Here is a 25,670-nt window from a genome sequence, read left to right as displayed (position 1 = left end):
AATCATCAAAGTTCTTAAAAATATAAAAATAGAATCACAATTCGTCCTTAAAATTAGTGCATTGGTCGAAGTTTTAACCATTCTTTAACATCTTACTTCTCAAAAAATATTCAATTTGCACTCTCAAAAGTAAGGCATAAAAATCAAGGTTTTAAAAAGGTTTTAAAAATATTTATATGGAAGAAAATACAACGACTTTAGACATTAGAGCGATAAATGAAAAAATTGAGAGAGAAAGTGCTTTTATAGACCTTCTTACAATGGAAATGAACAAAGTTATTGTGGGCCAGAAACATATGGTCGAACGTTTACTAATCGGGCTTTTAGGGCAAGGGCACATTTTATTGGAAGGTGTTCCGGGATTGGCTAAAACTTTAGCGATAAATACATTGTCGCAAGCGGTTCAGGGTTCTTTCAGCCGTATCCAGTTTACTCCTGATTTATTACCTGCCGATGTTGTCGGAACGATGATTTACAACATCAAAGCAAACGAATTCTCTATTAAAAAAGGGCCAATTTTTGCCAATTTCGTACTTGCCGATGAGATTAACCGTGCTCCCGCAAAAGTACAATCAGCACTTTTGGAGGCGATGCAGGAAAAACAAGTTACTATTGGCGATACAACTTTCAAACTAGATCGTCCATTTTTAGTACTGGCAACTCAAAACCCGGTAGAGCAGGAAGGAACATACCAACTTCCGGAAGCTCAGGTCGATCGTTTTATGCTGAAAACCGTAATTGATTACCCAAAAATTGATGAAGAACGTTTTGTAATTCGTCAAAACTTAAAAGGAAGTTACGAAAAAGTAAATCCTGTAGTTTCTGTAGAACAAATTTTGCGTGCGCAAGAAGCTGTTCGTGAAGTTTACATGGACGAAAAAATCGAAAAATATATTTTAGATATCATCTTTGCTACTCGTTATCCAGAGAAGTACAAACTTGCGGACTTAAAACCTCTTATTAGTTTTGGAGCATCGCCACGTGGAAGTATCAATTTAGCCAACGCAGCAAAATGTTACGCTTTCATCAAACGTCGTGGTTATGTAATTCCAGAAGACGTGCGTGCAGTTGTACATGATGTTTTACGTCACAGAGTTGGAATAACGTATGAGGCTGAAGCCGAAAACATTACTTCTGTAGACATTATCAACAAAATCGTAAACGAGATTGAAGTACCTTAAAAATAGTTTTCAGTTTTCAGTCACAGTTAACACATTACAAGTAACTGCGACTGAAAACTGCGACTGAAAACTAAAGAAATGGATACAAAAGAGCTTTTAAAAAAAGTACGGAAAATAGAAATCAAAACCAAAAGACTGAGTAATCATATCTTTTCGGGAGAGTACCATTCTTCATTTAAAGGACGCGGGATGACTTTTAGCGAAGTGCGTCAATACCAATATGGCGATGATATTCGTAACATCGATTGGAATGTAACCGCACGCTATAACGAAGCCCACGTAAAAGTTTTTGAAGAAGAACGCGAATTGACCATGGTTTTAATGGTTGACATTTCAGGTTCTGAAGGTTTTGGTTCAAAAAGTCAGTTTAAAAAAGACATCGTCACCGAAATTGCGGCAACGATGGCTTTTTCGGCTACACAAAACAATGACAAAATCGGATTAATATTATTTTCTGATAATGTCGAATTGTATATTCCACCAAAAAAAGGCCGTTCGCACGTTTTGAGAATCATTCGTGAATTGATCGAATTCGAACCAAAAAGCCATAAAACGGATATTTCACAAGCTTTGAAATTTTTATCAGGAACACAAAAAAAGAAAGCGATCGTTTTTGTGATTTCTGATTTCATGTCTGAAAATTACGAACAGACCTTAAAAATTGCTTCTAAAAAACACGACATTACAGGTGTGCGTGTATACGATATCCGCGAAGAAAAAATCCCAAATTTAGGAATGGTAAGTATGCTTGACGCTGAAACCGGGAAAATTCAATTGGTCGATACAGGCTCAAAATCGGTGCGAATGAATTACGAAAAACATTATCACGACAGAGTCAATTATTTCAAAGATATTTTTAGTAAATCAGGAGCTGGAGTTGTAAACACAAGAGTCGACGAAAATTACGTAACAAAATTACTTGGTTATTTCAAGTCTCGTTAATTTGAGGTTTCGATGATTATCAGTTTCAAAAATAAATTTTCAAAAATAAGCATTCGTTTTAGACTAAAATCTGAATCAAAAATCAAATGAAATTAAAATTTTACATATTTCTATTTTTGCTTACTTCAACTGTTTTTGCGCAACAAAAACAAGTTGAAACAAGTATTGATACTACAAAAAATAAAATTGGATCCGAGTTTAAGTTAACGCTTAAAACGGTGGTAAGCTCGAAATCGAAAGTTGTTTTTCCGAAACTAAAAAACATTGGCCCTTTAGAAGTAATTCAATCGTACCCAATTGATACGGTTAAGAAAAATGACACTTACGAATTGATCAAAAAATACGGCTTAACCCAATTTGATTCAGGAAAATATACCATTCCGGGTATCAAAATTTTAATTGATAAAAAACCTTATTTATCAGACTCTATCCGTGTTGAAGTGGCCAATGTAAAAGTGGATACGCTACAACAAAAAATGTACGATATCAAGGATATTTCAAGTGCCGATAGCAACAACGACTGGTGGATTTATGTTTTGATTGTACTTGTAATTCTTGCAATTGGTGCTTTTGTTTATTGGTATGTTAAAAAACATCAGAAGAAAAAAATCGAAGAAGAAGTTTATAAAACGCCAATCGAAAAAGCGACGAGTTTATTGAATAACCTGGAATCAAAAGAATTAGTTCAAAAAGGTGAAATCAAAGAATACTATAGTGAATTAACTGATATTGCCCGTAATTATATTGAAGAAGCGATTCATATTCCGGCAATGGAAAGTACCACTTCTGAATTGATTCAAGCCATAAGATTAGCTTCAACGAAAAAGAAAATGACATTAACTCCTGAAACCGTTGAGAATTTAGAACGTGTTTTACGTCAGGCCGATTTAGTGAAATTTGCAAAATCTAAACCTTTGGATTTTGAAATTACGGATGATAGAAATAAAATCCAGAAAGTAATTTTAACGCTTGATAATGCAATTCCAACTGAAGTTCCGGCTGAAGAAGAAGATCAATTACTGAATGAAGCTCAGAAACAAAAGCAAATCAAGATTCAATTAAGAAAAAAACGTAACAAACGTATTGCAATTACAGTTGGAACCGTCGTGTTTTTATTGTTTGCAACAACAACATTTTTCGTTGTAACGAAAGGCTTCACCTATGTAAAAGATAATGTTATTGGTCATCCTTCAAAAGAATTATTAGAAGGAGAATGGGTGAAAAGTGAATACGGAAATCCTGGCGTTTTAATCGAAACTCCAAAAGTTTTGAAACGTATGGACACTCAAAAAGTACTTCCAAAAGAAACCATGGCTTTAATTAAAGAAATGCAGCTTTTCGCTTACGGAAGTATGATTGACAATTTCTTTGTTACAGTTTCAACGGCTAAATTTAAAAATCCAACCGATATTGATTTAGCAAAAGCTTTAGAGGGTTCATTGAAAGTAATAGAAGCTCAGGGCGGTCAAAATATAATTGTTAAACAAGAAGATTTCCAGACTAATGCAGGGATACAAGGACTTAAAGGATACGGTACAATGACGATCATTAATCCGGCTAACAAAACCAGCACAAAAGCTTATTATGAAATTCTGCTTTTCAAACAAGATCAGGGATTACAGCAAATCATGATTTTACATGAAGAAGGTGATACGTATGCAAATGACATTACAACCCGAATTTTAAATTCTGTTGAACTTAGAAAAGCTAGTAACTAATGGGAAAAATAACTTTTTTAAATCCGGAATTCTTTTGGCTGTTTCTTTTAATTCCAATCGCTATCGCCTGGTTTTTCTGGAAACGCAATCAACAATCGCCAACTTTAAAAATGAGTTCCACTCAGGGTTTTAAAAATAGCGAATCATTATTGACAAAATTAAAACCTTGTTTATACGTATTCAGGATTATTGCGCTAAGTTCTTTAATTATTGCATTGGCAAGACCGAGAACAGTTGACATCAGCAATCAGACCAAAACAACAAAAGGAATTGATATTGTAATGGCAATTGACGTTTCAGGAAGTATGCTGGCAAAAGATTTAAAGCCAAACCGTATGGAAGCTTTAAAAAGAGTTGCCGGAGAATTTGTTGAGGAAAGACCAAATGACAGAATCGGATTGGTTTTATACGCATCTGAAGCTTATACCAAAACTCCTGTTACAAGCGATAAAGCTATTATGTTAGAAGCGATAAAGGATATTAAATATGATACTGCTTTACAGGACGGAACTGGAATTGGAATGGGATTGGCAACAGCTGTAAACCGTCTTAAAGACAGTAAAGCAAAAAGCCGTGTAATCATTTTGATGACAGACGGTGTTAATAATGCCGGTTTCATTGAACCTGAAACGGCTGCTGATATTGCGAAACAATATGGAATAAAAGTATACACCATTGGAATTGGAACCAACGGAATGGCGCCATCTCCTTATGCATACGCTCCAAACGGAGGTTTCTTATTCAAAATGCAGAAGGTTGAAATTGACGAGACTTTAATGAAAAGTATCGCCCGTAAAACCGAAGGAACCTATTTTAGAGCAACAAGCAACGACAGATTAGCTCAAATTTACAGCGCCATCAATAAGTTAGAAACAACAGAAATTCAGGAATTAAAATTCTATGATTACGACGAAAAATACAGAGGATTTGTTTTACTGGCAGCCTTTTTATTATTGTTGGAAGTTGGTTTAAGAAATACAGTTTACAGAAGCTTTATTTAAATATTTTAGTCGCAGTCACAGTTTACAGTTTACAGCTGAAAACCGCGACTGAAAACTGCGACTGAAAACTAGAATTAAAAAATGGAATTAGACGAAAAAAAATATTTATACCTTTTATTCTTACTCCCAATTGTGGTGTGTATTTTCCTTTTCAATATGTATTGGAAAAGAAAAAAACAACATGAGTTTGGTGATTTAGAAATGGTCAAAAGACTGAGCCCTGAACGTTCTGTTTTTAAACCTGTATTAAAATTATCTATACTACTTTTAGCACTTGCGTGTTTGATTATCGGATTGGTAAATCCGAAGATTGGGACTAAAATGGAAACCGTAAAACGTGAAGGAATCGACATTGTTTTTGCCGTTGACGTTTCTAAAAGTATGTTGGCAGAAGATGTTGCACCAAGTCGTTTAGAGAAAAGTAAACAATTGGTTTCGCAGATTATAAATAATTTAGGAAGTGATCGAATTGGAATTGTTGCCTATGCCGGAAGTGCTTTCCCGGTTTTGCCAATTACTACAGATTATAGCGTAGCTAAAATGTTTTTGCAAAGCATGAGTCCGGATATGGTTTCTTCTCAGGGAACTTCATTGGATGAAGCAATCCGTTTATCCTCGACTTATTTTGATGAAAAAAGCAAAACAAGCAAATTATTGATTTTGATTTCTGATGGGGAGGACCATTCAGAAGGAGCTTCTGCAGCAGCGGAAGAAGCCAACAAATTGGGAATGAAAATCATCACAATTGGTATCGGAACAGAAAAAGGCGGAACTATTCCGTTAAAAGAAAATGGCGTTGTAAAAAGTTTCCAAAGAGATCAAAATGGAGAAGTTGTTATTACAAAACTAAATCAGGAAGGACTAAAAGCAATCGCAAAAGCAACGAAAGGTGGTTATGTGTATGGAGGAAGTACAAAAGAGGTTTTAGATTACGTAAAAAATGCATTAAATAACATTCAGAAAACAGAATTCGAAGCGACGCAAATGGCCGATTTTCAATCGCAATTTCAATGGTTTCTTGGCTTTGCATTCTTATTGTTGTTTGTAGATATTTTCCTTTTGGAAAGAAAAACAAACTGGATAAAAGAATTGAATTTATTTAACGAAAAGAAATAATTGTTTTGGAATTTATTTCGGAACAAAAAATTAAAAAAATTAGAATGAAAAATTTACTTCTTTATATTTTACTAACGTTTTCCTTAGCCGTTTCAGCTCAGGAAAAAGACAAGACATTGCCTGATGCCAATGAAGAATATAAGCAGAATAAATTTGTTGATGCTGAGGCAAATTATAGAATTTCGCAGTCAAAATTTCCAAAAAAAGCAGCGGCTTCTTATAATTTAGGAAATACTATTTACAAACAAAACCAGGTTTCTGAAGCAAAATTCGCTTATGGAAAGGCAATTAAAAATGCCAAAACAAGACCTGAAAAACATAAGGCATTTCATAATTTAGGAAATGTTTTGATGAAAGAGAAAGATTATACGCAAGCCGTTGAAGCTTATAAACAAGCTTTGCGCAACGACCCTACAGATGATGAAACGCGTTATAATTATGCTTTGGCCAAACAAAAATTAAAAGAAAATCCTCCGAAAAACGATAAAAACAAGGACAAGAACAAAGACAAGGACAAGGATAAAAACAAAGATAAGGACAAGGACAAAGACAAAAATAAGGACAAGGATAAAGATAAAAAAGACGACAAAGGAGATAAAGACAAGGATAAAAAAGATGGTAAAAATGATCCGAAAAAAGATGATAAATCAGACAACAAAGGAGAACCAAAACCACAGCCTGGCGGAATTTCAAAAGAACGTGTTCAGAATTTATTAGATGCCGTTAACAACGAAGAAAAGAAAATTCAGGACAAAGTAAATGCTCAAAAAGTAAAAGGAAGTCCTAAGAAAACAGAAAAAGACTGGTAATTTTTGGGTTAATCGTTTATTCGTTTAACTGTTTATTCGAATAAACAATAAAACATAAAAAAAACCGATTAAACATATAACTATTAAACAGTTAAACAAAAACTGAAAAACAATTAATGAAAAGATATTTAATTCTATTACTATTCACTTTTCAAGGGCTTCTGGCTCAAGTTCAATTTGAAGCCCGAGTAAGCAAAAACTCGCTTGGTGTAAACGAGAGACTTCGTATTGACTTTATCATGAATGTTGACGGAGATAACTTCGAACAGCCTTCATTTGACGGATTTAGAATTGTAGCAGGACCAAGTCAACAAATAAGTCAATCCTGGGTTAACGGACGAAGCTCTTTTCAAAAAATATATTCTTATATATTGCAACCAGCGCAAAAAGGAACTTTGACGATTAAACAGGCTGCAATCGAGTTTAATGGTCAGAAATACAAAACAACTCCCCAAAAAATTGTTGTAACAAATGCTGTTGCCGAAGAAAGAGATCCAAATGACCCTAGACAACAAGGCGGTGCAGGAAGTGAAACATTGAATTTGGTTGCTGAAATTTCAAAAACAAATCCATATTTGAATGAACCAATTACTGTAGTTTATAAATTATATTTCAACAACATTAATGTTACCGGTTTTAAAGAACTTGGAAAACCAAAATACAATGATTTCTGGAATCAGAATATAGAAATCAAACAGTTAGCTATTGAAGAAGGAAGTTACAGAGGGCAAAGATGCTATTTTGTGGTATTGAAAAAGACCATTTTATATCCGCAAAAATCAGGAAAACTCACAATTGAACCTCTTTCACTCGATATTGGGGTGCAATTACCCACAAATCGTCGTGACATGTTTGGTCAAATGATTCTTTCTGATGACAATAAAGTTGTTTCTGCAGGAGCAAAAACCATCAATGTGAGACCACTTCCGGAAGGTAGTAAGCCAGAAGGCTTCACAGGTGCTGTTGGTAAATTTAATTTCACAGTTACACCTTCAAAAACAACCTTAAAAAATGGCGAAAGTCTTGATTTGGTTGTAAGTGCTGCAGGAAGCGGAAACATGAAGTTATTTACACTTCCAAAACCGGTTGTACCAAATGCATTAGAGATGTATGATCCTGTTCATGACGAAAAAGTGACTACTTCATTGGCTGGAATGTCTGGAAAAATTTCAGATAAGTATACTATAATTCCACAATACAAAGGGAAGTACACCATCAAACCAATGCAGTTTTCGTATTTTGATTTGAGTTCCGGATCATACAAAACGATAACTTCTCAGGAAATTACGGTTGATGTTTTAGACGGACCAATGCAGGCGGAAGCAAATGCAACGGCAAATGCTGCTAAAAACGTTATTACAAAAACAGAGCAATTCAAATATATCAAGTTAAAAACTACTTTAGTCTCAATGGCTAAAAACGATTTTTATGGTTCGAATTTATATTATGGATTGTTGTTAGCGCCTTTCTTAATTTTACCAATTATTGTTTTGGTTAAGAAGAAAAAAGAAGCGATTGACAGTGATGTTACCGGAAACCGAATTAAAATGAACAATAAATTGGCGAAGAAATATTTATCTGAAGCCAAAAAACAGCTTAATAACAAAGAGCCATTTTATATTGCTTTGGAAAAAGCGATGCATAATTTCCTGAAAGCGAAATTGCACATTGAAACTTCAGAAATGAGCAAAGACAATATTCGTGAATTGTTATTGTCTAGAAATGCGAATCCGGAGTCGGTTCAGAGTTTCATTAATCTGACAGAAAACTGTGAGTTTGCACGTTATGCTCCGGCTTCAAGTGCTTCGATTCAGCAAGATTTTGATAAGGCTGTTTTGATTATTTCAGAATTAGAAAAACAGATTGTCTAAACCGCAAAGACTATTTTACGGCAAAGTCGCTAAGAAAAAGTAATTGGATTGCGTTAAATTTAAGTTCGCAAAGTTTGAGAGTTCTCTAAAAAACTTTCCTTTAAATAAAGTAAAATGAAAAATATAGTATATCTCTTTTTATTAATTACTCCCGTTTTATTTGCTCAAAGCAGCTTTGAGAAAGGAAATCGTCTATATCAGGATAACAAGTTTGAACAGGCCGCACAGGAGTATGAAAATGTTCTTAAAGAAAATAAAGAACATTCGGCTGAATTGTATTTTAATTTGGCGAATTGTTATTACAAACTCAATAAAGTCGCGCCTTCGATTTATAATTATGAAAAAGCATTGGTTTTAAAACCGCATGATGAACAGACTTTAAACAACTTAAAATTCGCCAAAAAACTAACAATTGACGAAATTAAAGAAGTTCCGAAAGTTGGTTTTGCAAAACTAATTCAAAACTTTACAGGAATTTTCGATTATAATACCTGGGCTAAAATTGCTATTGGAATTGCTTTTCTTTTCTTATTGAGCTTTATTGGATATTATTTTTCGCAGCTTACGCTTTCAAAAAGATTATATTTCATTGGAATGTTTGTATTGCTGGTTGGGGTACTTCTAAGCGTTGCAGCGGCAATGTCAGAGAAAGATCATTATGACAACGATCGCCCTGCAATTGTTTTTTCAGAAGTAAGCGAAGTTCGAAGCGAGCCTCAAAAAGCAGGATCTGCAATTTTCTTATTACATGAAGGTGCTAAAGTTTATGTAACTGAAACACTTTTAAATTGGAAAAAAATCGAATTAACAGACGGAACAGAAGGTTGGATTGATGCTTCGACTATCAAAGAAGTGAAATAAAATTACTTGAAATTACAATATAAAAGTCCCAAATTCCAACTTTAAAAATTGGTATTTGGGATTTTTTATTTTCACAACTGACATAAGTATATTTTAACTTTCAAGACTCGAAAGATAAATTTATTTATATCATTCAATTCTAATAATTACCAAAGTGATTAACTTTATGAACTTAAATCAACACAATCCAAATCAATTTTCCTTGCGAACTTTGCGGTTAAAATTTATACACCAGCCCAGGCGTCACGCAATAATCCAACTTTACATCAGATTCAAAAACATCATCAATTTGTTTTACGGCTTCAAAAAAGGAAAGGCCAATTTTGATGGTTTCCGGTTTACATTCGGCTAAAAATTTATCATAGAAACCTTTTCCGTAACCAATACGATTCCCAAAAACGTCAAAAGCTAAAAGAGGTACAAAAACCACCTCGATAGTTTCAGACGGAACTGGCAAACCATTTACCGGCTCCGGAATATTGTATTCATTTTTTTTGATTTTGGTATTATCTGTCAACAAAAAATGAGACATTTTTCTCGTTTCAAAATCACTTTTTGAAATCACAATTTCTTTATCTTTTCCGGAAAGCAAGTGCAAAATATATTCGGTATTGACTTCTTTCTGTTCTTCAATGGGAAGAAAAACATGGTAATAGATTTTCTCCCAAATGGACAATTTCAATACTTCATTGGCTATAGCCAAACTCTTCTCTTCAATTTCATCAATGGAAAGTGCTGCCCGAAGATTTTTATAGTGTAATCGTAATTCTTTTTTATTCGTCGCCATCAGGAAGGGTTTTAGAAATATGGTAAATAGCATCGCCTTCATAAACAATTGGCGAATGATTAGCGTTGATTATGTATCCGTCGTGCGGCGCTTTTACTTTTTGCTCAAATTTACCAAACGGATCAGTTATAATCGCCAAAATAGTTCCCTTGGTTACAAATTTCCCAATCAAATTATAATCGTGTAACAAGCCTGAACATTTTGCGCGCAGCCAAACCGAATATTTGATATAAATCGAAGGATGAACAGCATCTTCTACAATTTGTTTTGAATCGAGCATGTTCAGGTAATTCAGCAAACGCTTCACGCCCATTACACCTTCATTTGCAATTACATTATTAATATCTAATGATTTTCCTCCTTCAAAAAGCAACATTTTTACATTCGCTTTTTCAGAAGTATTTCTAAAGGAGCCGGCAATATTCTTTGAATACAATGTAAAAGGCGCATTAAACACATCTGCCAGAAGTTTTAACTCAGGATTGTTTTCGGTTATCCTGATTTGCGGGGCATTAAACCTGCTCGCACCTCCGGCATGAAAATCGACTGCATAATCGATAACCGGCAAAATCTCTGCCACAATATGAAATGCAAAACGACTCGCCAGAGAACCTTTTTTGCTTCCCGGAAAAACACGATTTAAGTCGCGGCCGTCAGGAAACTCTCTTGATTTATTTACAAAACCATACATGTTGATAATTGGGATGCAAATAATCGTTCCGCAGGTCGGCCTGTTTATTTTTTTGCTGATAAGCTGACGTACAATTTCGACTCCGTTTATTTCGTCGCCATGAATTCCGGCCGAGAATAAAACTACCGGACCATCTATTTTAGAGCGACGCACAATGACCGGAATATTAAGCTTTGTGGTAGTGTGCAATCGGGCAATTTCAACGTTTATCGTTCTATTTTCTCCTGGCAAAACCGGTTCGCCAAAAATAATCATGGGTTTGTTATTTTTCATATAGAATTATAAAATCTAAATATAGAAATTATTCTTTTGATTTCGTAAATTTGACTCTAAATCCATGCTAAGCTTTCCGAGAAAAACAAAACGGTTTTTCAGAGTGCTTTTCGACCATCTTCAGAAACAAAAACAGAATGCAAAAACCGTCTTTAGAACTTCAAATACAAACTTTGCCGGACAATCCCGGTGTGTATCAATATTACGATAAAGACGAAAAAATATTGTACGTAGGAAAAGCCAAAAATCTAAAAAAAAGGGTGTCCTCCTACTTCAATAAAATTCATGATACGGCAAAAACAAATGTATTGGTTCGAAAAATCGTAACCATAAAACACATTGTTGTTCCTACGGAAACTGATGCACTTTTATTAGAAAATAACTTAATCAAAACTTTGCAGCCGCGATATAATGTGTTGCTTCGCGATGATAAAAGTTACCCTTGGATTTGCATCAAAAAAGAACCTTTTTCTAGAATATTTCTAACCCGAAGAATGGTCAAGGACGGATCTGAATATTTTGGTCCGTATACTAATTTTAAAATGGTTTATACGATTTTAGACTTAATCAAAGAATTGTACCCTTTACGAACCTGCAACTATGACTTAAGTGAATCTAATATTAATTCAGGTAAATTTAAAGTTTGTCTTGAATATCATATTGGAAATTGCAAAGGACCTTGTGAGGGAATTGAACCATTAGCAGATTATCAGCGACAAGTTGATGCGATTCGTGAAATTCTGAAAGGAAATTTCAAAGAAAGTATGAAAGACTTTAAGCGTCTAATGAATCAATATGCACAGGATTTACGTTTTGAAGAGGCTCAAAAAATCAAAGAAAAAATAGAAATTCTCGAGAATTATCAGTCAAGATCGACGATTGTAAATCCGAAAATTACCAATATTGATGTTTTCTCAATTGTGTCTGATGAAAGTGCGGCTTATGTCAATTTTCTGCAAATTTCACACGGATCGATCATCCGTTCGCATACTTTAGAAATCAAGAAAAAGCTAGATGAAAGTGACGAAGAATTATTAGAATTAGCTATAATCGAACTTCGCGAACGCTTTAATTTATTATCAAAAGAAGTTATTGTTCCGTTTGAAGTTGATTTAGGAGAAAAAATAAAAACAACGGTTCCACAACTTGGAGATAAAAAACAGATTTTAGAATTATCAATCAGAAATGCCAAATTCTATAGAATCGAACAATTGAAACAATTACAAATTGTAGATCCGGACCGACATGTAAATCGTATCATGGCGCAAATGCAAAAAGATTTACGTTTGCCTGTTGAGCCTCGACATATCGAATGTTTTGATAACTCAAATATTCAGGGAACCAATCCGGTTGCCGCCTGTGTTGTTTTTAAAGATGGAAAAGCAAGTAAAAAAGATTACCGTCACTTTAATGTAAAAACAGTTGAAGGCCCGGACGATTTTGCATCGATGACCGAAATTGTGTATCGCCGTTACAAAAGATTACTCGATGAAAATGAGCCTTTGCCACAATTAATTATTATTGATGGTGGAAAAGGACAACTATCAGCAGCCTTAAAAAGTATTGATGATTTAGGTTTACGTGGAAAAATTGCCATTATCGGAATTGCAAAACGTCTCGAAGAATTATTTTATCCCGGAGATTCTATTCCATTGTATCTGGATAAAAAATCGGAAACATTAAAAGTAATTCAGCAATTACGTAATGAAGCGCACCGTTTCGGAATCACTTTTCACCGTGACAAACGAAGCAAAGCGGCCCTAAATTCCTCCGTAGAAAGTATTCCGGGAATTGGAGAAAAAACCATGCTGACTTTAATACAACATTTCAAAAGTGTTAAAAGATTAAAATTAGCTTCAGAAAAAGAAATATCTGACGTTATAGGAGTATCAAAAGCAAAAAAAATTGTCGAATTCTATCATCCTAAAGAAAATTGATTCATTTTGAAAAAGCATATTTTATCTGTTTTTCTGTTATATATTTTTAACGTTTCGTATAGCCAACACGACATTTCATTTTTGCAAAAAGACAAAAATAAAATCAATATACACTACACCAATAATTTTGAAAGTTTAGAAATCAAAAATTCCAAAACCGGCAAAACTCAAATAGTAAAAAATATTGAAGTTTCGATAACCGGAAAAGACTCACACTTAGAAACCAACGATTATAATTTTGATGGTTTCACCGATTTTGCTTCTTTTCATACGGATGACGGAATGGGAGTTTATACCATATATCAGATTTTCATTTTCAATTCAAAAACGCAACAATTTGACCTCTTAGAGTTGCCAACCAATTTCAAGTCAAAATGTGATATGTTTTGCGATGTAAAAGTAGACAAAACTAAAAAAACACTTACCTCAAGTTGCAGGGGCGGCGCAAGAACACACCTTGATGTCTGGAAATATGATCATAATAAAAAATTAATACTTTCAAAAACAGAATCATATTAAGATAATCCATCAAAAGAAAAAAAAATTGCCGACTTTTACAGAACCAACTAGTTGTTTTTTATGCGTCCAAACGAGCAATCCCTTTCCAATACCCGTTCCCGGTCAAAAGGATTATTTTCCGCACCGATAACTTTCAGCACTTTCTGGATCATTACATTGTTTTTTACCTTACTACTATTGAGTCCTGAAAAATCTTTTTCACAGGAACAAAAAAAAGATAGTGTAAAACGCCCAAAAATTGGTTTGGTTTTAAGTGGAGGTGGCGCTAAAGGCTTTGCACATATTGGTGTTTTAAAAGTTTTAGAAGAGGCAGGAATAAAAATCGATTATATTGGCGGAACAAGTATGGGAGCTGTTATTGGCGGACTTTATGCTTCTGGTTACAATGCTTCTCAAATTGACTCTATTTTCAAGCGAACCAATTTTGATGAATTGATTAACGATTATATTCCACGGTCATCGAAAAACTTTTATGGTAAAAAAAACGATGAATTATATGCCATAGTTTTACCGTTTAGCAATTTCAGGGTTGGGATTCCGGAGGCACTTTCAAAAGGAATGTACAATTACAATTTATTAAGCAGCCTAACCAGAAATGTGCGTCATATTCGTGATTTCAATAAATTGCCAACTCCGTTTTTATGTATTGCAACCAATATCGAAACGGGTGAAGAAGTATTACTAAACAAAGGAAATCTGGTTCAGGCGATGATGGCGAGTTCTGCATTTCCTTCCTTATTTACCCCAGTCGAAATTGATGGAAATTTATTGGTAGATGGCGGTGTGGTGAATAACTACCCCATTAAAGAAGTCCGAAATCTTGGCGCTGACATTATAATTGGTGTTGATGTTCAGGACGATTTATTGAAAAGAAAAAGTCTTAAAAATGCAACCCGTATTTTGGTTCAGATTACCAATCTTCAGTCGATTGATAAAATGAAAAGCAAAATAAAAGATACTGATGTTTATGTAAAACCGGACATTCGTGATTTTGGTGTAATTTCATTTGATAAGGGTGAAGAAATTATCAGAAAAGGAGAAGAAGCTACATTTGCCGTTTATGAAAAAATTAAATCGTTAGTTAACGAAAATAATTTTTATAAAAAACCGAAATTAAAAGTAGCAACTGATACTATTCAGATCAAAAAAATAAACAGCGAAAAATTAGATAATTATACTAAAGAATACATTAATGGTAAACTTCGTTTTAAACCCGGAAGTACTATAACCTATGATGATCTGAAAACTGGAATTAACAATCTGAATGCTACTCAAAACTTTAGCACCATATCCTATTGTCTGCAACCTGACGGTAAACAAGATGATTTGGATCTTGTATTGAAAGAAAACCCAACTCAAACTTATTTGAAACTGGGTTTGCATTATGACGGACTTTACAAAAGTGCAATTCTACTAAATCTTACGCACAAAAAAACATTTTTAAAAAATGACATTACTTCGTTAGATATTATTTTAGGGGATAATTTCAGATATGATTTAAATTATTATGTCGAGAATGGTTTTAATATCAGTTTTGGATTCCGTTCAAGATTAAATCAATTTAACCGAAATGTAACCAGCAGTCTTGGTAATTTAACTACTCCAAATCCTGGGATCAATTTAATTAATGTTGATTTTCTGGATCTTAGTAATCAGGCTTATTTTCAGACCATTTTTGTACAAAAATTTTTGATGGGCGGTGGTTTAGAATACAAATATTTAAAAATCAATTCACCAACTTTATCTAATACAGATAATGTAATAGATAAGAGCAGTTATTTTAGTGCATTTGGCTATTTAAAATACGATTCATTCGATAATAAAAGCTTTCCACATTCGGGATTATATTTTTCCACGGACGTACAAACCTATTTAGGATCTTCAGATTACACCAATACTTTCAAACCGTATTCTATGGCAAAAGCTGAAGTTGCTGTTGCCAATACCTTATTTAGGAGAGCAACTTTTAAATTTGAAGCAGATGCTGGAGTGACTGTTGGAAACGACAGCGTTCCTTTTTTCGATTATATATTGGGCGGATATGGATATAACAAAATAAATAATTTCAATTATTTTTATGGATATGATTTTCTAAGTATTTCCGGAAATAGTTTTATAAAAGCGGGAATCACTTTAGATTATGAGGTTTTCAAAAAGAATCATGTCAATTTTTCTGCAAATTTTGCCAACTTAGGTGATGATATTTTCTCTACTGTTGATTGGGTATCAATGCCGAAATATTCAGGTTATGCCGTAGGTTATGGATTGGAAACTATTATTGGCCCAATCGAAATTAAACAGTCCTGGTCGCCTGAAATGTCTAAAAGCTTTACTTGGTTTAGTATCGGCTTTATGTTTTAATATTCTACTCAACAATAGTTCAAAAAAATCGTACTATTTTTTTGTTATATAAAATTTATTTCAAAAAAAATCAAAGAATTTTATTTTTATAACTGATATAATTTATAATTTTACTCGATAAAATTTACGACATTTGTTATAATGAAAACAAAATGGACAGGTTTATTAGAGTATCTTCAATTCCTTATCAAGAGAAATCCTGAATAAAACTACCGAATTGAGATAATTGGTCAATTGCAAAATTGAGCTAATTATCTGTTCACACAATTCAAATTTTTTCGAATTATCTAATTTACAAATTATCTAATTGAAAAGCCATGCCATTATATCATAAACTTGGAGATTTTCCTCAAAAAAGACACACCCAATTCGAAAAACCAGACGGAGGTTTTTATTACGAACAATTGTTTGGTACCGAAGGTTTTCACGGACATTCATCATTATCTTATCATGTTCACAGACCAACACAGGTTAAAGAAATTTTAAACTCATATTCGGTTGAACCAAAAATTGCAATCGGAAAAAACATAAAATCATTACTTTTTAAAGGTTTTGAACTAAAACCGGAGAACGATTTTTTAGACAGCCGCAAAGCAATGTTAGTCAACAAAGACTGTATTATTGGATTGGCCGCTCCAAAAGAATCGCTTCGAAATTATTTTTACAAAAATGCCGATGCCGATGAAATGCTTTTCATCCATAAAGGAAAGGGAAAATTAAGAACCATGTTAGGAAATATTCCTTTTGAATATGGCGATTATTTAATTATTCCGAGAGGCATTATTTATCAAATAGAATTCGAGACCGAAGAAAACCGACTTTTTTACGTTGAATCTTATTCTCCTTTTTATACTCCAAAACGTTATAAAAACCAGTCCGGACAACATTTAGAGCATTCGCCATTTTGCGAGCGTGATTTTATCTTGCCAAACGAATTGGAAACACACGACGAAAAAGGTGATTTTTTAATTAAAATCAAAAAAGAAGGAATGATTCACGAAATGGTTTATGCTACGCATCCTTTTGATGTTGTGGGTTGGGACGGTTACAATTTTCCATACGGATTCTCGATTCACAATTTCGAACCTATAACGGGACGTGTTCACCAACCGCCTCCGGTGCATCAAACTTTTGAAACGGCCACTTTTGTCGTTTGTTCTTTCTGCCCGAGACTTTACGATTATCATCCGAAAGCAATTCCGGCGCCATACAATCATAGCAATATAGATTCTGACGAAGTACTATATTATGTGGATGGCGATTTTATGAGTCGTAATAATATCGAGCAAGGTCATATCACTTTACACCCAAAAGGAATCCCACACGGTCCCGCGCCTGGCGCGATGGAACGCAGTATTGGTCATAAAGAAACCCAGGAATTAGCCGTTATGGTGGATACTTTCAGACCATTAATGGTTACGGAAGAAGCGATGGGGCTTGATGATGGAAAATACTATAAATCCTGGACTGAGTAAATTATTGGAGTCAATCTAACCGTAAAGTCCGCAAGGATTTTACGGTTAGATCACCATAATATACTTTGCGAACCTTGCGTAAAATCCTTGCACTCCTTGCGGTTAAAAAACAAATCTTAAAAAAATATTTCGGAAATCAATAAACGATTAACCGATTAAACAAATAAACATCATGAGTAAAGAAATTAAATCAGTAGAATACGGATTAGAAAAAATATTTGAAGGAGCACAGGATTTCCTTCCATTATTAGGAACAGACTATGTAGAATTCTACGTAGGAAATGCAAAACAATCAGCACATTATTATAAAACAGCTTTCGGATATCAATCATTGGCATACGCCGGATTGGAAACTGGGGTTAAAGACAAAGCATCTTATGTATTAAAACAGGATAAGATCAGAATTGTTTTGACAACGCCTTTAACACAAGACTCTCCAATTCACGCACATCTTCAAAAACATGGCGATGGTGTAAAAGTCGCTGCTCTTTGGGTTGAAGATGCCAGAAGTGCTTACGAAGAAACTATGAAACGTGGCGCTCGTTCTTTCATGGAACCAACTGTAGAATCAGATGAATTTGGAGAAGTAGTTCGTTCCGGAATTTATACGTACGGAGAAACCGTTCACATTTTTGTAGAAAGAAAAAACTATAACGGCGTTTTCTTGCCAGGTTACAAAGAATGGAAGTCAGATTATAATCCAGCACCAACCGGATTGAAATATATCGACCATATGGTTGGAAATGTGGGTTGGAACGAAATGAATACCTGGGTAAAATTCTACGAAGAGGTTATGGGATTCGTAAATTTCTTATCATTTGATGACAAACAAATCAATACCGAATATTCAGCTTTGATGAGTAAAGTAATGTCTAACGGAAACGGAAGAATTAAATTCCCAATCAATGAACCAGCTGAAGGAAAGAAAAAATCACAAATTGAAGAATATTTAGATTTTTATGGCGGACCTGGAATTCAGCATATTGCCATAGCGACAGATGATATTATCAAAACAGTTTCTGACTTAAAAGCACGTGGTGTTGAATTTTTATCTGCTCCACCACATACTTACTATCAGGCGATCCCGGAAAGATTGGGTGTCCACATGGATATGATGAAGGAAGATTTAAATGAAATCGAGAAACTTGCTATCATGGTCGATGCCGATGAAGATGGTTACTTATTACAAATTTTCACAAAGCCAGTTCAGGACAGACCGACATTATTTTTTGAAATTATTCAAAGAATGGGGGCAAAAGGATTCGGGGCAGGGAACTTTAAAGCACTTTTTGAGTCGATTGAGAGAGAACAAGAATTGAGAGGAACTTTGTAAAAACGCAATATTTTTACATTATGTAGAAAAATTCTCTGTAAAACGATGATTTTTATGCAAATGTTATGTTAAACTTGCCTTTTGCTATTTCTTTTTTGAACTTTCTGTATATCTTTGCACTCGCAAATCAAGAAGGGGTGGTTTCCTTCTGAATTGATATAAATTTCATAATTTATAGTTTTTTGGTTAGTTAATAGCATAAAAACTCAGTCATTCCTTGACTGAGTTTTTTTGTTTAGGTACATTTGGAATAGAATTTGCATTTAATTACCTTTATAATAAATGTAAAGATTGTACTATGAAAAAGCTAGTTCTCATCATATTAATTCTCACTACCCTGGCATTTGATACTCAAAAAGAAGATGCATTTGGTACGGGGGAATACTTCAAATTCAGAATTCATTACGGAATTGTCAATGCAGGTTACGCTACACTCGAAATTAAAGAAGGTACAATAAACAATAAAAAGGTACATCACGCTGTGGGTAAAGGTTATACAACCGGCATGTCCAAGTTTTTCTTTAAAGTAGAAGATTTATACGAAAGTTATTTTGACAAGGAAACCGGAAGTCCATATCGTTATATTAGAAAAATTGACGAAGGTGGTTATACTAAAAATCAGGAAGGAATTTTTAATCAGGCAGAAAATCGGGTTTTAGTAAAAGATTATAAACGAAAGTCTGAAAAAACCATTGTTATTAATGATAATGTGCAGGATATAATTTCTTCTTTTTATTATCTGCGAAATCATCCTAATATTGACAAACTGAAATCAGGCGATGCTATTACAATTGATATGTTCTTTGATGAAGAAATCACAAAATTTAAGTTAAAATATATAGGTCGTCAGGATATTACAACTAAATTTGGAACCGTTTCTACAATGGTATTTAAACCCCTTGTACAAACAGGAAGAGTTTTTAAAGAAAAAGAGAGTGTAACACTCTGGATAACAGACGACAATAATAAAGTTCCGGTACGAATAAAAGCGGATCTTGCCGTCGGATCCCTGAAAGCAGATCTCGACGAATATAAAGGATTGAAATATCCATTTAAAGCAAAAAAATAATGAACCCTACTGATCATTCAGAATCAATCTTAAAAGAAATTGACCTTAAATTTCAAGCTATAAATCAAAAAACAGACGTACAGCTTGAAGGCTTACTTTGGTCAAAACCAATTACCTATTGGGATTATATTCAAACTGACGCGCTTTTAAATTTACAAATACAACGCACTACACTTCCTGATGAAATGGTTTTCATTATGTATCATCAGGTAAATGAATTAATTTTTAAAATGATTTTGTGGGAAATTGATCAAATCGCCGATACAGAAAATATTCAGGTTGATTTTTTCAGTGAAAGATTATCAAGAATCACCCGTTATTTTGATATGTTGACCAATTCGTTCAGCATTATGGAAAACGGAATGGATATCGATCAGTACATGAAATTCAGAAATACGCTGACTCCGGCAAGTGGATTTCAAAGTGCACAATATCGCTTAATTGAATTTGCTTCGACTGATGTTATCAATTTAACAGACCGTAGATACAAAGCAAACTTTGATGAAAATACCGATTTAGAAACTAGTTTCGAGCACTTATATTGGCAAGCAGCAGGTAAAGATTACCAAACAGGCGAAAAATCATATTTACTGCAGGAATTCGAAAAAAAATATAAAGATCAGTTTTTAAGACAAATGTCTTCCTTTAAAACTAAAAACATCTGGAAAAAATTTACGCAATTACCAGAAAAAGATCAACAGAATAATGAATTGATTCAGGCAATGCGTCATTATGACAAAACCGTGAATATTACTTGGGTTATGCAGCATCTAAACACTGCAAGAAAGTACATTTTGGAAAGCGGAAAAGGCAACGGCGAAGCCACTGGAGGAAGTGACTGGCAAAAATATATGCATCCAAAATACCAAAGACGCATCTTTTTTCCTAAATTGTGGACCGAAGATGAATTGTCCAATTGGGGAAATGAAGAAACCATTTAATTTCCCGAAAAAAATTAAAAAGTTTGAAAAAAGCATTCGTAATTATAATCGTTTTATTATCAATATTTTCATGCAATAAATCCGATGAAAAAGTTGAAACTAAAATTACTAAACCAAAAACTAAAAAAGTAGAATTTGGTTTTAATTACGCCGACTTTAATGTTGTTAATGATACCATATCAAAAGGAGATTCTTTTGGATCCATTATTCAAAATCAAAATATTGGAGACAAACAGGTTTATAACATTGTTGAACAGGTAAAAGATTCTTTTAATGTTAGAACTATTCGATACAACAAACCTTATACACTTCTTCGTTCTAAAAATAAAACCAACAAATTACAAGTTTTCATTTATCAGCCAGATGCACTAACCTATTACGTCGTTGATTTCAGAGATACTATTGCAAAAGCCTATAAAAAAATAAAACCGGTTACCTTTAAACGCAAAATAATAGGGGGCGTTTTAAAAAGTTCATTGTCCGAGACTTTAGGAAATGCAAGTGTAGAAACAGCATTGGCCAGCAGAATTACCAAAGTGTTTTCATGGTCTATCGACTTTTTCAAACTTAAAAAAGGAGATCGTTACGGTCTGATTTTTACCGAGCGTTTTATCAATAATAAAACGTATGATGGTGTTGAAGATCTGGAAGCTGCCTTTTTTGAATATAAAGGAAAAATCGTTTATGCTTTCCCTTTTGAAAAAGATACACTTTCAGGAAAAGTCGAATATTATGATGATCAGGGAAAAACACTAAAAAACTTCTTCTTAAAAACACCAATCAAATTCAGCCGAATCACTTCGAGATTTACAATGAATAGATTTCATCCTGTGCAACACACCTGGAAAGCACATAAAGGAACTGATTATGCTGCTCCAACCGGAACACCAATTTCAACAACTGCCTCTGGTGTTGTAGAAGCCACAGGTTATACTGCAGGAAATGGAAACTTCGTAAAAGTAAAACATAACGGAACCTACTCTACTCAATATTTACATATGTCAAGAATTCTCGTGCGTCGCGGGCAACGTGTAACACAAGGACAAACTATCGGATTAGTTGGAAGCACAGGATTAGCTTCTGGACCACACGTTTGTTACCGATTCTGGAAAAACGGAATTCAGGTTGATGCACTTCGATTGAACTTGCCAACCGGAGAATCGTTGACAGGAAATGACAAAACGCGTTTCTTAAAACAAATGGAACCATTGAAAAGAGAATTGGATAGTATCGGAAACTTGTAAATATCTGAAATCGAAAGTCAAATGAAAAATGCACGTCTTAAAGCAATTTACAATGAAACTTTTTCAGGTTTAAAACTGTTTTACAGAGATACTGATTTGCCAGACAATTTAATTTCAAATTATAAGGTTGGACAAATAATTCAGGAAAAAGGTTTTACTGATATGTCATCTATAGGTGGCGGTCTTTCCGGGAATATTAGATATTTAATTGCAAGTGCTCATCCAAAAGATCTATCCAAATTCAATCCTGGCTCTGCAAAAATTGGTCATTTCCTTTTAGACACTATTGCCTATTTTAAAGTATTGGATATTCAGAAAATCGAAAACAAAACACAGGTTTTCCTTTTAAACATTCCAGACAATTCGATTTCGCTTTTTAAAAATTCCTCTTCAAATCTGGAGGAAGAAATTATAGAAAAAGCACGAAAAAAATTTAAGGATAAAATCCATTCGGCATTAGTTACAGAATTACAAACTGAAGACTGGAAAGAAAGGACAAAATCTCCTCTTGGAATGAATGATAATGGTGAATTGTTTTTTGATGATTCGAAAATCAAAATTGAATCTCCAAAAAGAATTGAAATTAATACTGAGAAAAAAACTATTGAAGTTAATAAAAAGCCTTGGTGGAAGATTTGGTGATTATAAAACAACAATAAGATTTAATGAGAAAACTTATTCTTTTAATGTTGCTTTTCTGTATTGCTTCTTGTAAAAACGAGAGCAAAAAAAGTTTTTCCGGATCAAAAAAAGTTTTTCTGGAGCCTATAAATCAACTTTCTTATGAGTGGCAATTGGCTGCAATTCAATTTGGAACTTCAAAAGATTCTGTTTTATCCAATGATATTCAGTTTATCAATGATTCTATTCTTAAAGGAAAATTTAAATTAGATATCTCAAAGTACGAAACTGAAAACAAAAAGAAAGAATGTTATCCTATTAGGCTACATAGAAAACTATTTGATGAATTTTACAATGAAGGCTTTAATAATTTAGGTGATTTAAATGGTAACAAAAAAGATGATTCTGTATTTGTTTTACACGGATTAAGTTATTGTGAAGCAGGCGATTCTTATTACTTTACAGACAACAATATTCCAAGAGTTTTAACCGATTCTAATTGTTGCCATCCTTCAAGTATTTTAAATATCGGAGATATTGATGAAGATGGAAAATGCGAAATTGCAGAATATTATTCTTCCTGCGCCAGCCGATATAAAGCAATTACTATTTATAGTTTAAAAAATAATAAGTGGAAAGAAATTAAAACAATCTCCTTTGTTTTAAATGAAGAATATTTCATTTATAGAGATTTTAAAAAGTTATTCCGAAAAATTTCCAAAAACAATCTTGAGTATTATGAAATCAATGATGTGGACATGAATGGCAAAATAGTTGCGAGCTGGGAGAAAGTAAGAATAGAATAAATACGAAGTTTAAAAAATCACTTACAGAACTTCTTCCTAAACTCTGATGGATTAATTCCTTTATGTTTTCTGAAAACTTTATTCAGGTGACTTTCATCAGAAAAATGCAATTCATCTGCAATTTCATTAATGCGCATATCGCTGTTCAAAAGTCTGGCTTCAATCAATCTTAATTTATAATTTGAAATGTATTCCTGAAGCGTTTCGCCGGTTTGTTTCTTAAAATATTTCCCTAAGTAATGAAGTGAAATATTAAATTGTTCACTTATTATATTTGCTTTTAACTGCTTTGGATCATAAATATTTTCCTGAATATAATGCAAAATTTCAAGAACCATTTCTCCTGTAGTTTCCTTAATATTCTTTGGTAATTTTAAAGCAATATTTCTTGCCACAACAGTTATAATTGCATTAACAATTTGCTCGATAATCTTTTGATGATAAATCTGTTGATTACTTTGCTCGTTAATAATACTTTCAATAAGTGAGGCAATTAACGGTTTGTCAATTTTATTTTTAAGAATACATCCTGGCCGATGACTTGCATTTTGGAGAATATATTCCATCCGGAGTACAGTTTCACTTTGCGGATTTTGAGAATTTGCTTTTACATAATATTCATTAAACCGAAGAAAAAAGAATTTCGTCAACGTCGAAATTTCGAATGAATGAACATCTTGCGGTGTTACAAGAAACAGATTTCCCTTTCGGTATTGAAATTTATTATTGTTTATAATTTGAATTCCGGTTCCATCAACGACATAAATCAATTCAAAGAAATTGTTTTTCCGAATGGTTTTCGGAAACTGTTCTAATTCCTTAAAATCAACTTCAAAAGGAAGATATAAATTCTTATCTGTCATAATGCTAAAATACAATTTTAGTACCAATTAGTACAATTTTCAGAGAAAGCTAATGCTCTAATTTTGTTTCAATAAGAACTAAAAAAATTACAAAATGAAAATTCTTTTAATTGGAGCAAGCGGAACAATTGGTAAAATACTGGAACCCGCTTTAGAAAAAAATCATGAAATTATTTCGGCCGGACGAAACAGCGGTGATTTTAGAATCGATTTATCAGATTCAAATTCTATAGAAAAATTATTCAGCAAAGTTAAAAACATTGATGTCTGTATTTGTGTCGCTGGTGATTGTTACACCGGAGATTTACTTTCGCTTGACGAAGAAAAAATAAATATCGGTATTAAAAATAAGTTGCTGGGACAAATTAATCTGGTTTTAATTGGACAAAAGTACTTAAACGATAACGGATCATTTATACTTACTTCAGGCAAAATGGGCGATAAACCTGTAAGGAACAACAGTGGTAAAGCAATTGTAAATGGTGCGATTAACAGTTTTGTGCTTTCAGCTTCCCTTGAATTAGAAAGAGGAATTAGAATAAATGCCGTTAGTCCTGCAAAAGTTTCAGACATTCCGATTGAAGATTTAATTAGCGCTTATTCAAAAAGTATTGATGCGGCAATAAATGGAGAAATTATTAAAGTAAACTATTAAAATTTTAAATATGAAAAAGTCAACCACTATATTATTCTTGCTTTTAGCTCTAAATACAGCTATTGCTCAAAAAACAAAAGAAGTAATAAAAACAGCAATTTTAGGTTCCTGGACTTTGGTTTCTGTTGAAAATATAAATTCAGATGGAACCAAAAATCTTCCTTATGATGTAAATCCGAAAGGCATATTGTTTTTTGATGAAAAAGGGAATTACGCCATTGAAATATATAAAAATGAAAGACCAAAAATAATTTCGGGCGATAAAAACAAATGTACTCCGGAAGAAAATGCTTCGATTGTTCAGGGAAGCAATGCCCATTTTGGTGAATATGAAATTGATGAAACGAACAAGATTATTACTTTTAAAATAAAAACGGCATCGTTCCCAAACTGGGAAGGGACAGTTCAAAAGAGATCTTATACCTTTCTAAACAATCAACTTAAATATGTTGTAACCAATACCACGCAAGGCGGAAAATCTGTTACAGCAGAAGTTGTCTGGAAAAAATTGTGATGCAGATTCATAAAACGTTTTCGTAACTATTTGTTATATAATTGTGAAGCTTTACCCTATTACGAGTTATTTCAGTATTTTT

At 33.4% G+C, this 25,670-nt stretch carries 23 protein-coding genes; 20 read left to right on the top strand and 3 right to left on the bottom strand.

Annotated features, from left to right (window positions below):
* Positions 1–176: 176 nt before the first annotated feature.
* The 8 genes from AC6CH4_RS18530 to AC6CH4_RS18495 all read left to right on the top strand — a co-directional run bounded on the left by AC6CH4_RS18530 (position 177) and on the right by AC6CH4_RS18495 (position 9,499).
* The gene (locus AC6CH4_RS18530; RefSeq protein WP_007807095.1) at positions 177–1,181 is read left to right on the top strand and encodes an AAA family ATPase; all 1,005 of its coding nucleotides are present in this window, start codon (positions 177–179) and stop codon (positions 1,179–1,181) included.
* 78 nt (positions 1,182–1,259) lie between these two features.
* Positions 1,260–2,123 carry a DUF58 domain-containing protein gene (locus AC6CH4_RS18525; protein ID WP_072969800.1) on the top strand — a complete coding sequence of 288 codons (864 nt, stop codon included), beginning with the start codon at positions 1,260–1,262 and terminating at the stop codon, positions 2,121–2,123.
* 86 nt (positions 2,124–2,209) lie between these two features.
* Positions 2,210–3,841 (top strand): hypothetical protein, encoded by a 1,632-nt coding sequence (locus tag AC6CH4_RS18520; protein ID WP_498105574.1) that lies wholly within the window; start codon positions 2,210–2,212, stop codon positions 3,839–3,841.
* A complete protein-coding gene (locus tag AC6CH4_RS18515) occupies positions 3,841–4,842 on the top strand; it encodes a vWA domain-containing protein (RefSeq protein ID WP_498105572.1) in 1,002 nt (333 codons plus the stop codon). The genes AC6CH4_RS18520 and AC6CH4_RS18515 overlap by 1 nt, the downstream gene beginning before the upstream one ends.
* 81 nt (positions 4,843–4,923) lie before the next feature.
* Positions 4,924–5,958, top strand: a complete 1,035-nt coding sequence (locus tag AC6CH4_RS18510; RefSeq protein WP_498105570.1) for a VWA domain-containing protein — start codon at positions 4,924–4,926, stop codon at positions 5,956–5,958.
* 44 nt (positions 5,959–6,002) lie between these two features.
* Positions 6,003–6,767, top strand: a complete 765-nt coding sequence (locus tag AC6CH4_RS18505; RefSeq protein WP_498105568.1) for a tetratricopeptide repeat protein — start codon at positions 6,003–6,005, stop codon at positions 6,765–6,767.
* Positions 6,768–6,883: 116 nt separating this feature from the next.
* The gene (locus tag AC6CH4_RS18500; protein WP_498105566.1) at positions 6,884–8,638 is read left to right on the top strand and encodes a BatD family protein; all 1,755 of its coding nucleotides are present in this window, start codon (positions 6,884–6,886) and stop codon (positions 8,636–8,638) included.
* A 114-nt stretch (positions 8,639–8,752) separates the two neighbouring features.
* Positions 8,753–9,499 carry a tetratricopeptide repeat protein gene (locus AC6CH4_RS18495; RefSeq protein ID WP_498105564.1) on the top strand — a complete coding sequence of 249 codons (747 nt, stop codon included), beginning with the start codon at positions 8,753–8,755 and terminating at the stop codon, positions 9,497–9,499.
* A gap of 217 nt (positions 9,500–9,716) precedes the next feature.
* Here AC6CH4_RS18495 and AC6CH4_RS18490 read toward each other — a convergent pair whose 3' ends face one another.
* The gene (locus tag AC6CH4_RS18490) at positions 9,717–10,286 is read right to left on the bottom strand and encodes a 5-formyltetrahydrofolate cyclo-ligase (RefSeq protein ID WP_498105562.1); all 570 of its coding nucleotides are present in this window, start codon (positions 10,284–10,286) and stop codon (positions 9,717–9,719) included.
* Entirely contained in the window at positions 10,273–11,250 is a 978-nt protein-coding gene (locus AC6CH4_RS18485) for a succinylglutamate desuccinylase/aspartoacylase family protein (RefSeq protein WP_498105560.1), read from the bottom strand. The genes AC6CH4_RS18490 and AC6CH4_RS18485 overlap by 14 nt, the downstream gene beginning before the upstream one ends.
* 137 nt (positions 11,251–11,387) lie before the next feature.
* Here AC6CH4_RS18485 and uvrC point away from each other — a divergent pair, with 137 nt between their 5' ends.
* The 10 genes from uvrC to AC6CH4_RS18435 all read left to right on the top strand — a co-directional run bounded on the left by uvrC (position 11,388) and on the right by AC6CH4_RS18435 (position 23,556).
* The gene (uvrC, locus tag AC6CH4_RS18480; RefSeq protein ID WP_498105558.1) at positions 11,388–13,187 is read left to right on the top strand and encodes an excinuclease ABC subunit UvrC; all 1,800 of its coding nucleotides are present in this window, start codon (positions 11,388–11,390) and stop codon (positions 13,185–13,187) included.
* A gap of 6 nt (positions 13,188–13,193) precedes the next feature.
* A complete protein-coding gene (locus AC6CH4_RS18475) occupies positions 13,194–13,706 on the top strand; it encodes an XAC2610-related protein (RefSeq protein WP_498105556.1) in 513 nt (170 codons plus the stop codon).
* Positions 13,707–13,766: 60 nt separating this feature from the next.
* Positions 13,767–16,067: a patatin-like phospholipase family protein gene (locus AC6CH4_RS18470; protein ID WP_498105554.1), complete on the top strand. Its 2,301-nt coding sequence runs from the start codon at positions 13,767–13,769 to the stop codon at positions 16,065–16,067.
* Positions 16,068–16,384: 317 nt separating this feature from the next.
* Entirely contained in the window at positions 16,385–17,542 is a 1,158-nt protein-coding gene (locus AC6CH4_RS18465; RefSeq protein ID WP_498105552.1) for a homogentisate 1,2-dioxygenase, read from the top strand.
* A gap of 172 nt (positions 17,543–17,714) precedes the next feature.
* Positions 17,715–18,875, top strand: a complete 1,161-nt coding sequence (gene hppD, locus AC6CH4_RS18460; protein ID WP_498105550.1) for a 4-hydroxyphenylpyruvate dioxygenase — start codon at positions 17,715–17,717, stop codon at positions 18,873–18,875.
* 298 nt (positions 18,876–19,173) lie between these two features.
* Positions 19,174–19,944: a DUF3108 domain-containing protein gene (locus AC6CH4_RS18455; RefSeq protein WP_498105548.1), complete on the top strand. Its 771-nt coding sequence runs from the start codon at positions 19,174–19,176 to the stop codon at positions 19,942–19,944.
* Positions 19,944–20,885 carry a tryptophan 2,3-dioxygenase family protein gene (locus tag AC6CH4_RS18450; protein WP_498105546.1) on the top strand — a complete coding sequence of 314 codons (942 nt, stop codon included), beginning with the start codon at positions 19,944–19,946 and terminating at the stop codon, positions 20,883–20,885. Before AC6CH4_RS18455 ends, AC6CH4_RS18450 begins: the two co-directional genes overlap by 1 nt.
* Before the next feature lie 23 nt (positions 20,886–20,908).
* A complete protein-coding gene (locus AC6CH4_RS18445) occupies positions 20,909–22,129 on the top strand; it encodes a M23 family metallopeptidase (RefSeq protein WP_498105544.1) in 1,221 nt (406 codons plus the stop codon).
* 21 nt (positions 22,130–22,150) lie between these two features.
* On the top strand, positions 22,151–22,771 hold the full coding sequence (locus AC6CH4_RS18440; RefSeq protein ID WP_498105542.1) for a hypothetical protein: 621 nt from the start codon (positions 22,151–22,153) through the stop codon (positions 22,769–22,771).
* 23 nt (positions 22,772–22,794) lie between these two features.
* Positions 22,795–23,556, top strand: coding sequence for a hypothetical protein (locus tag AC6CH4_RS18435; RefSeq protein WP_498105540.1), 762 nt, complete (start codon positions 22,795–22,797; stop codon positions 23,554–23,556).
* Positions 23,557–23,573: 17 nt separating this feature from the next.
* On the opposite strand, the gene AC6CH4_RS18430 is transcribed toward AC6CH4_RS18435, so the two are convergent.
* Positions 23,574–24,419, bottom strand: coding sequence for an AraC family transcriptional regulator (locus tag AC6CH4_RS18430; RefSeq protein ID WP_498105538.1), 846 nt, complete (start codon positions 24,417–24,419; stop codon positions 23,574–23,576).
* Positions 24,420–24,513: 94 nt separating this feature from the next.
* On the opposite strand from AC6CH4_RS18430, the gene AC6CH4_RS18425 reads away from it, so the two are divergent.
* Entirely contained in the window at positions 24,514–25,074 is a 561-nt protein-coding gene (locus tag AC6CH4_RS18425) for a short chain dehydrogenase (protein WP_498105536.1), read from the top strand.
* Positions 25,075–25,084: 10 nt separating this feature from the next.
* The gene (locus AC6CH4_RS18420; protein ID WP_498105534.1) at positions 25,085–25,588 is read left to right on the top strand and encodes a lipocalin-like domain-containing protein; all 504 of its coding nucleotides are present in this window, start codon (positions 25,085–25,087) and stop codon (positions 25,586–25,588) included.
* Positions 25,589–25,670 lie beyond the last annotated feature (82 nt).

The sequence above is a fragment of the Flavobacterium sp. GQ95 genome (assembly GCF_059758655.1).
This window is presented reverse-complemented; position numbering and strand designations above follow the sequence as displayed.

Coding starts and splice junctions, on each gene's coding strand:
- AC6CH4_RS18530 (WP_007807095.1), top strand. CDS start 177: ATGGAAGAAAATACAACGACTTTAGACATTAGAGCGATAAATGAAAAA.
- AC6CH4_RS18525 (WP_072969800.1), top strand. CDS start 1,260: ATGGATACAAAAGAGCTTTTAAAAAAAGTACGGAAAATAGAAATCAAA.
- AC6CH4_RS18520 (WP_498105574.1), top strand. CDS start 2,210: ATGAAATTAAAATTTTACATATTTCTATTTTTGCTTACTTCAACTGTT.
- AC6CH4_RS18515 (WP_498105572.1), top strand. CDS start 3,841: ATGGGAAAAATAACTTTTTTAAATCCGGAATTCTTTTGGCTGTTTCTT.
- AC6CH4_RS18510 (WP_498105570.1), top strand. CDS start 4,924: ATGGAATTAGACGAAAAAAAATATTTATACCTTTTATTCTTACTCCCA.
- AC6CH4_RS18505 (WP_498105568.1), top strand. CDS start 6,003: ATGAAAAATTTACTTCTTTATATTTTACTAACGTTTTCCTTAGCCGTT.
- AC6CH4_RS18500 (WP_498105566.1), top strand. CDS start 6,884: ATGAAAAGATATTTAATTCTATTACTATTCACTTTTCAAGGGCTTCTG.
- AC6CH4_RS18495 (WP_498105564.1), top strand. CDS start 8,753: ATGAAAAATATAGTATATCTCTTTTTATTAATTACTCCCGTTTTATTT.
- AC6CH4_RS18490 (WP_498105562.1), bottom strand. CDS start 10,286: ATGGCGACGAATAAAAAAGAATTACGATTACACTATAAAAATCTTCGG.
- AC6CH4_RS18485 (WP_498105560.1), bottom strand. CDS start 11,250: ATGAAAAATAACAAACCCATGATTATTTTTGGCGAACCGGTTTTGCCA.
- uvrC (WP_498105558.1), top strand. CDS start 11,388: ATGCAAAAACCGTCTTTAGAACTTCAAATACAAACTTTGCCGGACAAT.
- AC6CH4_RS18470 (WP_498105554.1), top strand. CDS start 13,767: ATGCGTCCAAACGAGCAATCCCTTTCCAATACCCGTTCCCGGTCAAAA.
- AC6CH4_RS18465 (WP_498105552.1), top strand. CDS start 16,385: ATGCCATTATATCATAAACTTGGAGATTTTCCTCAAAAAAGACACACC.
- hppD (WP_498105550.1), top strand. CDS start 17,715: ATGAGTAAAGAAATTAAATCAGTAGAATACGGATTAGAAAAAATATTT.
- AC6CH4_RS18455 (WP_498105548.1), top strand. CDS start 19,174: ATGAAAAAGCTAGTTCTCATCATATTAATTCTCACTACCCTGGCATTT.
- AC6CH4_RS18450 (WP_498105546.1), top strand. CDS start 19,944: ATGAACCCTACTGATCATTCAGAATCAATCTTAAAAGAAATTGACCTT.
- AC6CH4_RS18440 (WP_498105542.1), top strand. CDS start 22,151: ATGAAAAATGCACGTCTTAAAGCAATTTACAATGAAACTTTTTCAGGT.
- AC6CH4_RS18435 (WP_498105540.1), top strand. CDS start 22,795: ATGAGAAAACTTATTCTTTTAATGTTGCTTTTCTGTATTGCTTCTTGT.
- AC6CH4_RS18430 (WP_498105538.1), bottom strand. CDS start 24,419: ATGACAGATAAGAATTTATATCTTCCTTTTGAAGTTGATTTTAAGGAA.
- AC6CH4_RS18425 (WP_498105536.1), top strand. CDS start 24,514: ATGAAAATTCTTTTAATTGGAGCAAGCGGAACAATTGGTAAAATACTG.
- AC6CH4_RS18420 (WP_498105534.1), top strand. CDS start 25,085: ATGAAAAAGTCAACCACTATATTATTCTTGCTTTTAGCTCTAAATACA.